The sequence below is a fragment of the Arthrobacter woluwensis genome, from assembly GCF_900105345.1.
In the GTDB taxonomy this organism is placed as follows: Bacteria; Actinomycetota; Actinomycetes; order Actinomycetales; family Micrococcaceae; genus Arthrobacter_E; species Arthrobacter_E woluwensis.
The window spans coordinates 725,055-739,544 of sequence record NZ_FNSN01000003.1; the positions used below are offsets into that span (position 1 = coordinate 725,055).

The window sequence follows — 14,490 nt, forward strand, 5'->3', positions numbered from 1 at the left end:
CGACGTCGAAAACAGCCTGTGGATAACTTGACTCCCAAAGTTGAGTTAAGTAGACTCAAGTTAGATGCGTTGACGGGAGTCACCTGACAGCGCTTTGATGAAGAGTAGAACCAAACCGTGGTCCAGAGTGTGCTGAAAGGAGCCTTTTTTGGACGTCAAGTTCACCACCAAAAGCCAGGAGGCGCTGTCCGCAGCGGCCATGAATGCCTCCACCGCGGGTAATCCGCAGATCGAGCCCGCTCATCTCCTCAAGGCCCTCATGGACCAGCGGGAAGGCGTGGCCGTCGCCCTCCTCAAGGCCGCCGGTGTCGATCCGGATGCCGTGAGCGTCCAGGCCAGCGCCGCCATCAAGGCGCTGCCGTCCACGTCGGGTGCGTCCGTCGCCCCGGCCCAGCTCTCGCGTTCCGCCCTGCAGGCCGTCCAGGCCGCGCAGAGCGAGGCGGAGAAGATGGGGGACAGCTATGTCTCCACCGAGCATCTGCTCCTGGGCCTCGCCGCCGGGAACGACGCCGTCGCGCGGCTTCTGCGGGACGCCGGCGCCAGCACTCAGGCGCTCCTCGCCGCCCTCCCGGGCGTGCGCGGGGACCGCAAGGTGGACGGCCCGGATCCGGAGAACACCTTCCAGGCGCTGGAGAAGTACGGCACGGACCTGACCGCCGTCGCGCGCTCCGGCAAGCTGGACCCGGTGATCGGCCGTGACTCGGAGATCCGCCGCGTCATCCAGGTCCTCTCCCGCCGCACCAAGAACAACCCGGTGCTGATCGGTGAGCCCGGCGTCGGCAAGACCGCCGTGGTCGAGGGCCTCGCCCAGCGCATGGTCGCCGGGGACGTCCCGGAGAGCCTGCGGGGCAAGACCCTGATCTCCCTGGACCTCGGGTCCATGGTGGCGGGCGCCAAGTACCGTGGCGAGTTCGAGGAACGCCTCAAGGCCGTCCTGGAGGAGATCAAGAACTCGGACGGGCAGATCGTCACGTTCATCGACGAGATCCACACCGTGGTCGGCGCCGGAGCCAGCGGCGAAGGCGCCATGGACGCGGGCAACATGCTCAAGCCCATGCTGGCCCGCGGCGAGCTGCGCCTCATCGGCGCCACCACGCTGGACGAGTACCGCGAGAACATCGAGAAGGACCCGGCGCTCGAACGGCGCTTCCAGCAGGTGTACGTGGGCGAACCGAGCGTGGATGACACCATCGGCATCCTCCGCGGCCTGAAGGAGCGGTACGAGGCCCACCACAAGGTGGCCATCGCCGACTCCGCCCTGGTGGCCGCAGCGAACCTGTCGAACCGGTACATCACCGGCCGTCAGCTCCCGGACAAGGCCATCGACCTGGTGGACGAGGCCGCGAGCCGGCTGCGCATGGAGATCGACTCCGCCCCGGAGGAGATCGACCAGCTGCGCCGCGCCGTGGACCGCCTCACCATGGAGGAACTGGCCCTGGCGGACGAGACCGATCCGGCCTCCGTGGAGCGGCTCGCCGCACTGCGCGCCGACATGGCGGACAAGAAGGAGGAGCTGGCAGCCCTCAATGCCCGCTGGGAGGCCGAGAAGGCCGGGCTCAACCGTGTGGGTGAGCTGAAGGCCAAGCTGGACGAACTGCGGTCCCTGGCGGACAAGGCCCAGCGCGAGGGTGACCTCGGCGAGGCCTCCCGCATCCTGTACGGCGAGATCCCGACGCTGGAGCGCGAGCTCAGCGCCGCGGCCGCGGCCGAAGCGGAGCTCGGCGAGAAGCCCGCCGCCATGGTGGCCGACGAGGTCACGGCGGAGGACATCGCCGAGGTGATCGAAGCGTGGACCGGCATCCCCGCCGGACGCATGCTTCAGGGCGAGAGCCAGAAGCTCCTGCAGATGGAGGATTTCCTGGGGGAGCGCCTGATCGGCCAGAAGAAGGCCGTGGCCGCCGTTTCGGACGCCGTGCGGCGTGCCCGCGCCGGCATCAGCGACCCGAACCGCCCCACCGGTTCGTTCCTGTTCCTCGGCCCCACGGGCGTGGGCAAGACGGAGCTGGCGAAGTCCCTCGCGGACTTCCTCTTCGATGACGAGCGGGCCATGGTCCGGATCGACATGAGCGAGTACTCGGAGAAGCACTCGGTCTCCCGCCTGGTCGGCGCCCCTCCCGGATACGTCGGCTACGAGGAGGGCGGTCAGCTGACCGAGGCCGTGCGGCGCCGTCCGTACTCCGTGGTCCTGCTGGACGAGGTGGAGAAGGCTCACCCCGAGGTCTTCGACATCCTCCTCCAGGTGCTCGACGACGGCCGCCTCACCGACGGCCAGGGCCGCACCGTGGACTTCCGCAACGTCATCCTGGTCCTGACCTCCAACCTCGGCAGCCAGTTCCTGGTGGACCCGAACCTGGACGATCAGACCAAGAAGACCGCCGTCATGGAGGTGGTCCGCTCGGCCTTCAAGCCGGAGTTCCTGAACCGTCTGGACGAGGTCATCATGTTCGAGCCGCTCTCCGTGGAGCAGCTCAACGAGATCGTGGAGATCCAGGTCAAGGATCTGGCCAAGCGCCTGCGGGACCGCCGCCTGACCCTCGAGGTCAGCGACGGCGCCCGCGCCTGGCTGGCCATGACCGGTTACGATCCCGCCTTCGGCGCCCGGCCGCTCCGCCGCCTGGTGCAGAAGGAGATCGGCGACCGACTGGCACGGGCCATCCTCAGCGGTGAGATCGCCGACGGGGACACCGTGCTCGTGGACACCAGCGAGGACCTCGGCGAACTGACCGTGAACCGCAAGTAGCCGCTCGCGCTCAGGCGGGCTCAGGCGCACGAAGGGCCGCACCCCACGGGGTGCGGCCCTTCGTGCGTGCGGCGGGAAGCCGGCGCGAGGCTACTTGGTCAGGCTCTTGGTGAGCGTGTTGCCGTCATCCGAGAAGACGATGCAGTCCACGCGGCGGTCGCCGGCGTCCCAGCTCTTCTGGCTCGGGTACGCGAAGCGCTGGCGCAGGTTCAAGGAGTCGACATCGCTGGACAGGCTCGCCGTGCGGCACAGTTCCCGGCCCTTGGTCTTGAACGTGTCGACCCCGGGGAAGGCCTCGTCCTGCTGGTAGTAGTAGACGTTCACCAGCTGGGCGGAGTGGTTCTCGCCGCAGTCCACGACCACGAGCCGGGAGTTGCTGTTGTCCGGGTAACCCCAGAAGCACTGCCCCTTCTTGGCGTCCAGGGCGCTGATGGTCTCCGCGTCCGAGGGCGCCGCGCTGCCACTCTGCCCGGGAGCGGGGGTGGTGCGGCCGTTGGACGTGGCCGGCGGTGCGGTCGGATCGGCCTTGGGCGTCATGCCGCCCACCACCAGATTGACCAGCCAGACGACGAGCAGGATCACGACGACGCCGCCGACCACCGCGCCGCCGATCACCAGCCCCTTGTTGCTCTTCTTCGCCGGGGGCTGCTGGGCGGGGTAGCCGCCCGGGTAGCCGGTGGGCGCGCCGTACACAGGGCCATTCTGCTGGCCGCCGTACGTGTTGGTGCGGGGGTCGTAGGACGGCTGGCCCGGGGCCGGGCTTCCGGCGGGGTTCCCGGGGCTGCCCGGAGTGCCGGGGGCGCCGTAGCCGGGCTGCTGGGGCTGCTGGGGCTGCTGGGGGTAGCCCTGCGTGGGCTGCGGCTGCTGCGGGAAGCCCTGGGCGGGCTGGGATTGCGGCTGTCCGGCGGGCGGCAGGGGCGGCTGCTGCCCGGGGTGACCGGGGGCCTGGGAGGGCTGACCTGGGCCTGGAGTGACTCCTGGCTGCCCGGCGCCGTCGTCGTGCCCTTGCGTCGGTTCGCTCATAGCCAAACTCCCACCGTGTCGTCCATCATGCCTTCTTCTGCCCGCACCAAAGGTCCGGCGGCCCGGATTGCGGCCGCAGGAACGCGTGGTGGCGCGGGGCGATGCTACTCATGACTCTACCCAAGCCACCCCCGCATGGCACTCTCGCCTGCCCGGAAACACGCGTCCCGAGGGGTCACCGCCGCACGCGATAATGCGAAACCATGTAATCTAGAAGTACGAAACATTGACCAAACATTCCGGGGCCTCGCTACCTGCCAGGGCGACCACCTCCGGATCGACGTACAGAGGGGGTCACGCCATGGGGCGCGGCCGTCAAAAGGCTAAGGCAACCAAGCAGGCTCGGGACATCAAGTACTACTCTCCGAGCACTGACTATTCAGCACTGCAACGTGAGCTTGGCTCCGCCAATTCTCAGGTATCCGGTCGTCGTGGTTCCGCGGCGTCTTTCGAAGCGGACCCTCTTGAACCGGACTATTCGGAGTACGAGGACAAGTACGCCGACGCGTTCGACGAGGAGGATGAGACTGATACCCGCCGCATCAGCTGATGCGATGACGGGATGAGTCCCCTCCCCTGATAGGCCCCGTGGCCGGAGTGATCCGGCCCCGGGGCCTTCGTCGTGCCCGCGCCTCGTCTCACTCGATCGGGTGGGGCGAGGAGGTGCCGGACCCTTCTGGATTCCCTGCTGGCCAAGGTCGCTGCGAACCACGACGGCAACCTCACCGCCCACGAAGAACTGGTCGCCGCCCGCGCTGAGGCCCGCAGCGCAGCGACCATGGCTCGGCGACGGCGTCGCTGAGCCGTTCATCAAGGCCACCTCGTGGGGAGCGGGCGCCACCCACCTGCGCGCAGCCGCCCGTGACGGGTTCAACGACGAAGCCCTCCTGAAGGACGCCGTCGACGAGGCAGACTTCGGCGCCTCCGAGGACCACGGTGCCGGCCTGGCCTGGCGCATCGAGCACCTCGAGCGGCTGCAACGCCGCGCGATCGGGGATCTCATGCGCGCCCGCGTCGACGCCAACCGCCGGGATGTCGACGTCGACCGCCGGCAGGTCATGCGTGACTGGCTCAAGCAGCGTCCCGAGACCCCCTGGCAGAGGCGCCTGCACGGAGACCTCACCGATGAGAAGCTGGCCGAGCGGATCCGCAAGGCCGAACAAGCCCTGCGCACCGACACCGTCATCAACGACCCCGAGGCGATGAGCAAGGCCCGGTGGCTGAATGCCTCCCTGCACCACGAAGCCGCGCGCCGCGAGCAGATGCCCGCCGCGCAGCGCGAAGATGAAGCCTTCGAACGCGGCGCGTCCTCGCGCAGCCGTATCGCCGGCGCCCTCGTCTCGCGCCTGAACACCGAATTGGAGCTCCGCCGCCGGCAGACCACCACGACGCCGTCGCGGATCCCCGATCGGGTGCCGGAGTGGATGATGCGCTCCGACGTCGCCACCAGCCACGACACCCCCGCGCCGTGGCGTCAGGAGCTCCTGGAACGTCGGGAGCTCCTGGACGCCGAGCTCGCACGTCGCGGCGCGGAGCTCTCCGCTCAGCAACCGATCTGGGCGACTGAGCTTGGCCCAGTGCCGGGCAGCCCTCGCCGGGCCGAGACCTGGCGGACCCTGGCCGCGGAGATCGACGCCTTCCGTACCAAGTACAAGATCCCCGCCGAAGAGACCGCCGCGATCCCTGCACGCTTCCGTGATAAGGGAGTCGGTGCCGAGCTGCAGGCCCGGATCACCGCCGCGCACAAGTACGGCGCCCAGACGAAGGTCGAGCACCTCGACCCGGACGTGAACGCCCTCGTGGCCGAAGCGGCCGAAGTTCACGCCGTCATCACCGAGGACCTGACCCCTGCCCAGCGCGTGGTCGACGAGCTCCAAGCAGCTCGGGGCGAGGATGCCACTCGCTCGCCGGCGCAGGAGCGCGCCGAGCGAATTGCGGCCCTGGCCCGGAAGCTCCGCCGCGACCGCGCCGGAGCAGAGCGGGACGAGAACGACAGCGCCAGCGCCGTCCAAGAAGTAATCGACCGGATCAAAGCCCGCAAGGCCGCCGAACAGGAAGAACTGGGACGGCGCCGGAGCGATGAGACCCGGCCCAAGCAGGACAGAGGCCCGGGCATAGGGCTGTAACAACACGCGTTCGACATCGCATCCAGAGTGCTTTCCTGTGCCTGCGACACGCTGCCGGCCGCCGACACGCCATGGCTTACTGGCACCTTTAATCACGCCGTCGTCGGCGCTAAGTTGATGGCACGTGGCCAAGGATGGCTTGGCGTCGCTTGATGTAGATGATCGTGAGGACGGCGCACAGGAGGATGGTGATGATCCCGAAGGTGCTGGAGGGGTTACGGTCCAACGGCCAGGCCCAGAAGTTGATCTCGCCCGTTCTCGAGCGTGCAAAGAGGCAGGCGACTAGCACGTACGCGGGCGGAAAGGCCCCAGAGTATCGGCCTGCTCCGAGCGCTTGAGCTCCGAGCGCCATGAGCGCCAGGCCTGCGAAGTCGCGCACGATCAGAAGGATGTCGCCTGAGGGGACAAATAGCGTGGCAGTGGCAGCGACAATCGTTGCGATGCCCCATGCGCCAAGATATGCAGCAGTTGAGTGGGCGGTGATGTTGCGCGCAGAGTCACGCATCCAACTAGTTTCGCCGGCCGTGGAGGCCCACTGTGAGACTACCCCGAGAATGAGGGCAGGGATGACGGGAAATGGGATTACTGGGGCGACCGAGGGCACTCCAATTGTTGGCAATCCGACGTCTATCAGGGACATCGGACCTCCTGCCATGAAGCCACATGCTACGGCTACGACTGCCGCTAAGAGGAAATGCCGGGTGCGGAGAGCGCTTTTCACCGTCCCGCGCTCCCCGGTGAGGCAGGGACTTTGCACTGGAGCAGTTCCTCGGATGCTTGGCGTATCCATCGTGTCTGCTGTGGCTTTGTCATGCGCGTGAGGTCGGCAAGGTCGGACTTCAACTCGGGGGCCGTGGCAGGGTCGGTGAGACTGAACGCCACAATGCTCTGTTGGTCCTCTGGCGAGAGAAGGGCGCGAGCAGCTGTTTGATCGAACCAAGCTTGAACAAGGTAGCGAGTTTCAAACCACTTCACTGGGTCTTGCAGGTCGCAGCTGAAGCGGTCGAGCTGGGAAGAGTAGGTGCTTGCGGCCGAATGTACTGTATCCAGCTCGCTCATTCCGGGGGCCATCGAAATTAGGGCCGTTCCTGTTGGGCTGAGGACATCTCCCTTGTGCAATGCAGGCACCGGTTCAACCTGGCGAACAGGCTGCAGGCCTAAGTCGTTGAAGATGGAGAAGGTCTTGGCAACTAGGCGTCGTTGATCGCCGCGTGCGATCTGGACGTCTGAAAGACACACGGTCGGCACTCCGTCCGAGCATCGGAGTTCGGATTTGGCTAGAGTGCGCCCGGGCATGATGCCGATTCCGTTGCCGGCAAACATGCCAGCGCCAAAGGCGATGGCAGCTATCAGGACGCTGGTGGCGACTCGAGGTACTAGGGATGCGCCCTGTCTAAGCCCTCTAGGCCCGCCGATCGCCGCGATTCCTAAGTAGGCCACACTCATGATTAAGGAGAAGACCAGGAGGGTCAGTGGGGCTTGGCCGTCCAGCTTCTCTGCAGGGGAGCAGCACATCGCCATGGCAGGACCGGCCATGTATCGCAGCTGCGTTGGTTCCACTGTCCAGGTGAACGCCACCCACAGGTAGGACAGAAGGACGGTCGCCGGAATCGCAAGGGCTGCAGGCATCCATTGACCTATGACGTAACCGGCGACGGCGTGAAGCACGAGGGCACTGCAAAGGGCCAAGGGGATCCACCAGGAGATCGGGTCTGGCGCCGATCCTGCACGAACCAACAGATAAGCGATCGCGAAGAGCTGCACGATACTGGCTGAGACGATACTGGGCCAGATCCTCACCCAGAGCACGTGCAGGTCGGTGCGTGTCTTGGTTTCCGCGAGCCCACGTGAGCGGCGTTCGCGGCCCGCTTCGATCGCTGCGGAAACGCCAGCTAGAGGGCCGGTGATGAACAGCAGGAGAGCGGAGGCCGCGATCGCCGCTTCTCGGTGAGCCACAATCTGCTCCGTGGAGACGTTCCCGGAGATGTACAAGGTCACGATGACAGCTGCCGGAGCCAGTAGCCACCATGCCGGGCGGCGGTGCCAAGGGAGCATTTTCAGATCTCCCCTCTCACCAGGCGGGTATATGCGCTGCGGATTCTGTCTCGCGGGTCCGTTGAGGATGACTCGGACGTCGAGAGGAAATCGGTGACAGCCCCCTGGTACTTGACCGTTCCCCCATCGAGGACTACCACATCGTCATAGGTGCCGTCGATGTCTTCGGTTTGGTGGGTCGAGACCAAAACGACCTTGTCGGAGGGGATCGCCGCGAGTATTGAACGCAGCTTCTCCCTTTGGACCGGGTCTAACCCGGCGCTTGGTTCGTCGAGCAAAATGAGTTGAGCGTCGTGCGCCAGCGCCCCAGCAAGACCGAGACGCTGGCGCTGCCCGCCCGAGAGTGCCTTGGCGGGGCGATCCGCCAAGGCGCTCAACTCCACGGACTCGAGAGCAGCATCAACTCCTAGCCTGGCCTGGCGCTTGGTTAGGCCCTTCAACCAGGCCGCATACTGCACGTGCTCACTCACGCTCAATCCCGCAACTGGGGTGAAGTCCTGGGGAAGCCAGGCCACCTTGGCACGATAGTCCCGAAGTTGCCGGGTGGAAGTGATCTCGCCGGCAGAATTTACGAGGTCAATTCGTCCTTTGGAGGGCTTGAGCACACTGGCGCACAGCGAGATGAGGCTGGTCTTCCCGGCACCATTTGGGCCCAGCAGAACCGTTGTCCCAGACGTGAGCGTGAGCGAGAAATCGTTCAACACGTTCGTGCTGGCACGGTAGCCGAAGCTGAGTTCATTGATCCGCAGAGTGTTCACGAACAGCTATCAGTAGTTCTGAACGACGGAGCCCGCATTGAACGGGTAGGGGTTGGACTCAGAGCCGTTGATGGACTCAATCGTGAAGTGGTAGCCGTCAGGGCGAGTCATGGTACCGAAGTTCCACGAGCCGCACGCCTGTGCCCACCCACCAACGCGGTAGTCCGGGAAAGCGCCCATCTCGTCATACAGGGTTACGCCAACGCTGTTGAACGGCCGTCCAGTGACGGAGCACGATGACATGGATGTCACCGTCGCGGCTGCATCTCGATGATTGTCCTGCCAGGACCGCGAGCTGAATCCGTTGTGCGCACCACTGATACTGGAGCTCCACGACCCTTCCGCCAAAGCAGGTCCTGCCAGGGCAACGCTCAGCCCAGCTGCGACCGATCCAACCAGCAATGCCTTGCGTGTAAATGCTTTCATCGCTTCCTCATTTCGTGTGCAAGTGAGAGCCGTATGTCACGGCCCTTCGAAGCTATCCGCAACGTGAACATTCGGTCAAGCGCATAACCAAACCCGTTGGATACGCGTCTCGCGCCGTCTGGATTGCCGAACCCGTTAAGCATCAGACAAGAGTATTGCCTGATCAGAAAAACTCCACTCGACGGAGTTGTTCAGCAGATGCGCGGCACGAGGCGGTCGGACGACTTCGCTCGTCGGGGCCGGAGGGCAGCTGCTCGGTAGCATCCGGGCCGTGAGGATTTGATGCTCATGAGTTCGTTGGTGTCCAACTTGCTGAGCGGCAAAGGGAATCCCCGGCGTTGCGGCCGTGAAAATTCCGGGGTAGATCGGGCCAGATCGGATTCCCCAGGAGTGCGCTGGGCTGGGCGGTTTCAGATGTCGCGCTTCTCCTTCTGCCGGTGGAATGTTCAGTGGTCGCGACGGGGCAGCGGCTGAATCTGGAGGACGACCCATGAAGCGTCCGGTTGCCGGTGGACGGCGAGGCGCCACAGTCCTTCACTGGCGCTGACCTGCACAGGGGCGTTGTAGGGATCCGCGGAGCTGGCCACCAGGCTGTCCTTGCCACCCGGATTCGTGGTGGTGAGGTACTTGGTGTCCATGCTCTGGAGCGTCCGGTGAAGCTATGGGCTGGTGTCGCCTCGCCCGGGACTAAGCCCGCGCGGAGATCTCCTGGGAGATGAGCGCCGCCGTTCCCACGATCTCGCGGGTCACCGAAGCGAGGTACGCCTCGGGGTCGTCCTGGCCGGCGACGTTCTGGGCCTGCAGCGAGACGTTCACGGCCGCCACGGTCTTCCCGGCGGCGTTGCGCACGGGCGCCGCCACGGACATCAGGCCGAGTTCCAGTTCCTGATCCAGCAGGCACCATCCCTGGGCCCGGACCTTCTCGAGTTCGGCGATCAGGTCCTGTCGCGTCGTCACGGTGCGCGGCGTCAGCGCTTCGAGCGTCACCGTGTCCAGGTAGGCGCGCAGTTCCGGATCCGGGAGCCCGGCCAGCAGCACGCGGCCCATGGAGGTGGCGTACGCGGGGAAGCGGGTCCCCACCGTGATGCCGACGGTCATGATGCGGCGGGTGGCCACGCGGGCGACGTAGAAGATGTCGTTCCCATCCAGCACTGCGGCCGACGTCGACTCCCCGAGCCGCACGGACAACTCCTCCAGGTGCGGCTGTGCCAGCTGGGGGAGCGTGAGGGCGGACAGGTACGAGTAGCCGAGCTGGAGCACGAGAGCGGTGAGGGCGAAGGTCTTGCCGTCCGTGCGGACGTAGCCCAGCTCCACCAGGGTGTGCAGGAAGCGGCGCGCGGTGGCGCGGGTCAGGCCCGTCCGTGCGGCGACCTCGCTCAGGGTCATGTGCGGGTTGTTCGCGTCGAAGGCCCTGATCACCGCGAGGCCGCGGGCGAGCGATTGCACGTACTGATCGCCGGCCTGCGGGGCAGCTGGTCCTGCTTCTCTCATGATCACCTATCCTATGTGGCCGCTCCGCGGTGGCCTCGCGTGGCCTCCCGGGTCAGCCGGCGCCTCCGGGGTCAGCCGGCGGGCGTGAGCAGCGGCACCGGTACGAGGGAGCGGAGCTCCTCCACGGTGCAGCCGAAGGTCTCCCGCACCGTGACGCCGTCGGACCCGATCAGGAACACCGCGCGTTCGGTGTACAGCCGGGTCACGCAGCCGACGCCCGTGAGCGGGTAGCTGCACGTCTCCACGAGCTTGGACGCGCCGTCGCGGGTGAGCAGGCTCATCATGACAAACACGTCCTTGGCGCCCGTGGCCAGGTCCATCGCGCCGCCGACCGCGGGGATCGCGTCCGGGGCGCCGGTGTGCCAGTTCGCCAGATCGCCCGTGGCCGAGACCTGGAAGGCGCCCAGCACACAGATGTCCAGATGGCCGCCGCGCATGATCGCGAACGAGTCGGCGTGGTGGAAGTAGGACGCCCCGGGGAGCTCGGTGACCGGGATCTTCCCGGCGTTGATGAGATCGCCGTCGATCTGCTCGCCCACGGCCTCCGGCCCCATGCCGAGCATGCCGTTCTCCGTGTGGAGGGTGACGTTCTGCTCCTCGGTGAGGAAGTTGGACACCAGCGTGGGCTGCCCGATCCCCAGGTTCACGAAGGAACCCGTGGGGATGTCGCGGGCCACGAGCGCGGCGAGCTCGGACCGGCCCAGCGTTTCGGGCGAGGTCTGAAGGGACGGAAGCGTGCTCATGAGGCCACCTTCACGATGCTGTTGACGTAGATGCCCGGGGTCACGACGTGTTCCGGGTCCAGGGCCCCGACCGGCACGATCTCGGACACCTGGGCGATGGTGTGCCGTGCGGCGGCGGCCATGATGGGTCCGAAGTTGCGGGCGGTCTTGCGGTACACCAGATTGCCCTTGCCGTCGGCCGTGAGGGCCTTGATCAGCGCGACGTCGGCGTGGATCGGGGTCTCGAACACCTGCCACACGCCGTCCAGGAAGCGGGTCTCCTTGCCCTCGGCGAGCATGGTCCCGTAACCGGTGGGCGTGAAGAACCCGCCGATCCCGGCCCCGGCGGCACGGATGCGCTCGGCCAGATTGCCCTGGGGGACGAGCTCCAGCTCGATCTTGCCGGCCCGGTACTTCTCGTCGAAGTGCCAGGAGTCGGACTGCCGCGGGAAGGAGCAGATCATCTTCCGCACCCGGCCCTCCTTGATGAGCAGCGCCAGGCCTTGGTCCGCCTGCCCGGCGTTGTTGTTGACCACGGTCAGATCGGTCGCGCCGGAGTCCAGCAGCGCGTCGATCAGTTCGAACGGCTGCCCCGCGTTGCCGAAGCCGCCGATCATCACGGTGGAGCCGTCACGGATCCCCGCGACCGCCTCCGTCACGGAGTCGAGGAAGGTCAGCATCAGCCCTTCACCCCCGCGCTCACGTTCTCCAGCACCACGGCCAGGCCCTGCCCGACGCCGATGCAGATCGCCGCGACACCCCAGCGCTCGCCGCTCGCCTGGAGCGAGCGTGCCAGTGTGCCGAGGATCCGCGTCCCGGAGGCGCCCAGCGGGTGGCCCATCGCGATCGCTCCGCCGTGCCGGTTGACGATGCCGGGATCGATGCCCCACGCGTCGACGCAGGCCAGGGACTGGGCGGCGAAGGCCTCATTGAGCTCGACGGCGCCCACCTCCTCCCAGCGGACGCCGGCCCGGGCGAGGGCCTGGTTCGCCGCCTCCACGGGCGCGAAACCGAAGAATTGCGGGTCGTTGCCGTGCGCGCCGCGGCCGGCCACGCGCGCCACGGGATCCATCCCGAGCAGCCCGGCGGCCCGTTCGGAGCCCAGCCAGGCCGCCGAGGCCCCGTCCGACAGGGGTGAGGCGTTGCCCGCCGTGACGGTGCCGCCCGCCGTCGTGCCGGAGCGGTCGCCGTTGTCCGGGCGGAAGGCGGTCTTGAGGCCGGCGAGCTTCTCGGGGGTGGTGCCGGGGCGGATCCCCTCGTCCCGGAGCAGCTCGGTGCCGGGCACGGGGGAGACGAGGCCGTCGTAGAAGCCCTCGTCCCAGGCCGCGGCGGCCAGCCGGTGGGATTCCGCGGCGAACTCGTCCTGCCGGTCGCGGCTGATGCCGTGCCGTTCCCGCAGCCGTTCAGTGGCTTCCCCGAGGGACACGGTCCACTCCGGGTTCATCGCGGGGTTCACCAGGCGCCAGCCGAGCGTGGTCGACGCGAGGGTCATGTCCCCGGCCGGGTACGGGCGGGTGGTCTTGGGCAGCACCCACGGCGCACGGCTCATGGATTCGACGCCGCCGACCAGCAGGAGGTCGGCGTCGCCGGTCTCGATCTGGCGGGAGGCGATGATCGCCGCGTCCAGGGAGGACCCGCAGAGGCGGTTGACGGTGGTCCCGGGCACGGAGACGGGCAGTCCCGCGAGCAGACCGGCCATGCGGGCCACATTGCGGTTCTCCTCGCCGGCGCCGTTGGCGTTGCCGAAGACGATCTCATCGATCCGGGCGGCGTCGAGGCCCGGGGCACGCCGCACCGACTCGCGGACGACGTGCGCGGCGAGGTCATCGGGACGCACGCCCGCCAGTCCGGAGCCGAACTTGCCGAAGGGCGTGCGCACGGCGTCGTACACATAGGCCTGATTCATGAGGGCTGATCCATTTCTGCGAAGACCTGCTGGGCGGTCTTGAAAGCGGTGTTGGCGGAGGGGACTCCGCAGTAGATGGCGGTCTGGAGGAGGATCTCCTTGATCTCCTCGCGGGTCAGGCCGTTCCGCAGCGCCGCGCGGACGTGCATCGCGAACTCCTCCCAGTGACCGTGCGCCACCATGGCGGTCAGGGTCACGGCCGAGCGCATCTGCCGGGACAGGCCGGGCCGGGTCCAGATCCCGCCCCAGGCGATGCGGGTGATCATGTCCTGGAAGTCTTCGGTGAAGTCGGTCTTGGCGGCGTTGGCCCGGTCCACGTGGGCGTCCCCCAGGACTTCCCGGCGGACCGCCATGCCGGCGTCGTGGATCTCGCGCGCGGTGGCGTCCGGCTGGACGGCCCCCTGCCGCGCCGCATCCTGTGGCTGGTCACTCATGCGGACACCTCCTGGAGGAAGGAACGGAGCAGGGCGGCGACCGTCTCGGGCGCCTCGGTCGGCGCGAGGTGCGAGACGCCGTCGAGCACCTCGACCGTCGCCGTGCCACCTCCCGCGGAGATGGCCGCGGCGGTCTCCTCGGCGAGCGACGGCGGCGCCACCTGATCTTCGACTCCGGCGACGAGCTGCACGGGGACGGTGATCCCGCCCAGGCGGTCCCGGACGTCGAAGGCGGCGAGTGCCTCGCAGCACGCGGCGTAACTGTTCCGGTCGGAATCCCGGAGGACGTGCAGCAGACGGCTGCTCTGCTCCGGCCGGCGTTCCATGAAGCCCGCCGCGAACCAGCGCTGCGCGGAGCCCTGGATCATGACGGCCGTGCCCTGGGTCCGGACGGTGCCGGCCCGGTCGAGCCAGCTCTCCTCCGTGGCGAGCTTGGGGCCGCTGCACTGCACGGACAGGCCGAGCAGGCGGTCGCCGTGGTCGAGTGCGAGCTGGAGGCCCACCGCGCCGCCGAGGGAGACCCCCGCGTAGTGGAAGCGGGTGCCGGGGGCGATGGAGTCCACGAGCGCCAGCACCGATGTGGCGAGGTCCTCCAAGCGGAACGGTTGTTGCGCGGCCGGGGAGACGCCGTGCCCGGGGAGGTCCCAGCCGATCACGTCGTACTCGTCCGCCAACAGGGCCGCGGTCTCATTCCAGAGCACGGTGGAGGTGCCGAGGGACGGCCCGAGCACCAGGAGGGGCCGGTCGCCGAGGTCCCGGCGGGGCGAGAGCAGGACCGCCTTGAGAGCGGGCGCGGCAGTGTCCATCGT

General features: G+C 67.5%; 15 protein-coding genes. 3 read left to right on the top strand and 12 right to left on the bottom strand.

The features are described from left to right. The first annotated feature begins 148 nt into the window (after positions 1–148). Entirely contained in the window at positions 149–2,740 is a 2,592-nt protein-coding gene (gene clpB, locus BLV63_RS03980) for an ATP-dependent chaperone ClpB (RefSeq protein ID WP_066216286.1), read from the top strand. 90 nt (positions 2,741–2,830) lie between these two features. Here clpB and BLV63_RS03985 read toward each other — a convergent pair whose 3' ends face one another. Continuing rightward, complete coding sequence (locus tag BLV63_RS03985; protein WP_066216289.1) at positions 2,831–3,763, bottom strand: septum formation family protein; 933 nt, start codon at positions 3,761–3,763, stop codon at positions 2,831–2,833. Positions 3,764–4,064: 301 nt separating this feature from the next. Between BLV63_RS03985 and BLV63_RS03990 the strand changes: the two genes are divergently transcribed. Beyond that, positions 4,065–4,313, top strand: coding sequence for a DUF3073 domain-containing protein (locus BLV63_RS03990; protein ID WP_066216292.1), 249 nt, complete (start codon positions 4,065–4,067; stop codon positions 4,311–4,313). Positions 4,314–4,413: 100 nt separating this feature from the next. Then, a complete protein-coding gene (locus BLV63_RS03995) occupies positions 4,414–5,889 on the top strand; it encodes a hypothetical protein (RefSeq protein WP_066216295.1) in 1,476 nt (491 codons plus the stop codon). Positions 5,890–5,998: 109 nt separating this feature from the next. Here BLV63_RS03995 and BLV63_RS04000 read toward each other — a convergent pair whose 3' ends face one another. From BLV63_RS04000 to BLV63_RS04045, 11 genes are all read right to left on the bottom strand, one after another. Then, positions 5,999–6,394 (bottom strand): hypothetical protein, encoded by a 396-nt coding sequence (locus BLV63_RS04000; RefSeq protein ID WP_139244640.1) that lies wholly within the window; start codon positions 6,392–6,394, stop codon positions 5,999–6,001. A gap of 212 nt (positions 6,395–6,606) precedes the next feature. After that, the gene (locus tag BLV63_RS04005; protein ID WP_139244641.1) at positions 6,607–7,887 is read right to left on the bottom strand and encodes a hypothetical protein; all 1,281 of its coding nucleotides are present in this window, start codon (positions 7,885–7,887) and stop codon (positions 6,607–6,609) included. 59 nt (positions 7,888–7,946) lie between these two features. Beyond that, on the bottom strand, positions 7,947–8,702 hold the full coding sequence (locus BLV63_RS04010) for an ATP-binding cassette domain-containing protein (protein WP_254780452.1): 756 nt from the start codon (positions 8,700–8,702) through the stop codon (positions 7,947–7,949). Positions 8,703–8,711: 9 nt separating this feature from the next. Next, complete coding sequence (locus BLV63_RS18285; RefSeq protein WP_139244642.1) at positions 8,712–9,128, bottom strand: hypothetical protein; 417 nt, start codon at positions 9,126–9,128, stop codon at positions 8,712–8,714. A gap of 446 nt (positions 9,129–9,574) precedes the next feature. Next, on the bottom strand, positions 9,575–9,766 hold the full coding sequence (locus tag BLV63_RS04015; RefSeq protein WP_066216308.1) for a hypothetical protein: 192 nt from the start codon (positions 9,764–9,766) through the stop codon (positions 9,575–9,577). Between the two features lie 49 nt (positions 9,767–9,815). Continuing rightward, positions 9,816–10,619 (bottom strand): IclR family transcriptional regulator domain-containing protein, encoded by an 804-nt coding sequence (locus BLV63_RS04020; RefSeq protein ID WP_066216452.1) that lies wholly within the window; start codon positions 10,617–10,619, stop codon positions 9,816–9,818. Between the two features lie 71 nt (positions 10,620–10,690). Then, positions 10,691–11,362 (bottom strand): 3-oxoacid CoA-transferase subunit B, encoded by a 672-nt coding sequence (locus tag BLV63_RS04025; protein ID WP_066216311.1) that lies wholly within the window; start codon positions 11,360–11,362, stop codon positions 10,691–10,693. Next, complete coding sequence (locus BLV63_RS04030; protein WP_066216314.1) at positions 11,359–12,021, bottom strand: 3-oxoacid CoA-transferase subunit A; 663 nt, start codon at positions 12,019–12,021, stop codon at positions 11,359–11,361. The genes BLV63_RS04025 and BLV63_RS04030 overlap by 4 nt, the downstream gene beginning before the upstream one ends. Next, positions 12,021–13,247: a thiolase family protein gene (locus BLV63_RS04035; RefSeq protein WP_066216317.1), complete on the bottom strand. Its 1,227-nt coding sequence runs from the start codon at positions 13,245–13,247 to the stop codon at positions 12,021–12,023. Before BLV63_RS04035 ends, BLV63_RS04030 begins: the two co-directional genes overlap by 1 nt. Continuing rightward, a complete protein-coding gene (pcaC, locus tag BLV63_RS04040; protein WP_066216320.1) occupies positions 13,244–13,681 on the bottom strand; it encodes a 4-carboxymuconolactone decarboxylase in 438 nt (145 codons plus the stop codon). The genes BLV63_RS04035 and pcaC overlap by 4 nt, the downstream gene beginning before the upstream one ends. Continuing rightward, positions 13,678–14,487, bottom strand: coding sequence for an alpha/beta fold hydrolase (locus tag BLV63_RS04045; protein ID WP_066216456.1), 810 nt, complete (start codon positions 14,485–14,487; stop codon positions 13,678–13,680). The genes pcaC and BLV63_RS04045 overlap by 4 nt, the downstream gene beginning before the upstream one ends. Positions 14,488–14,490 lie beyond the last annotated feature (3 nt).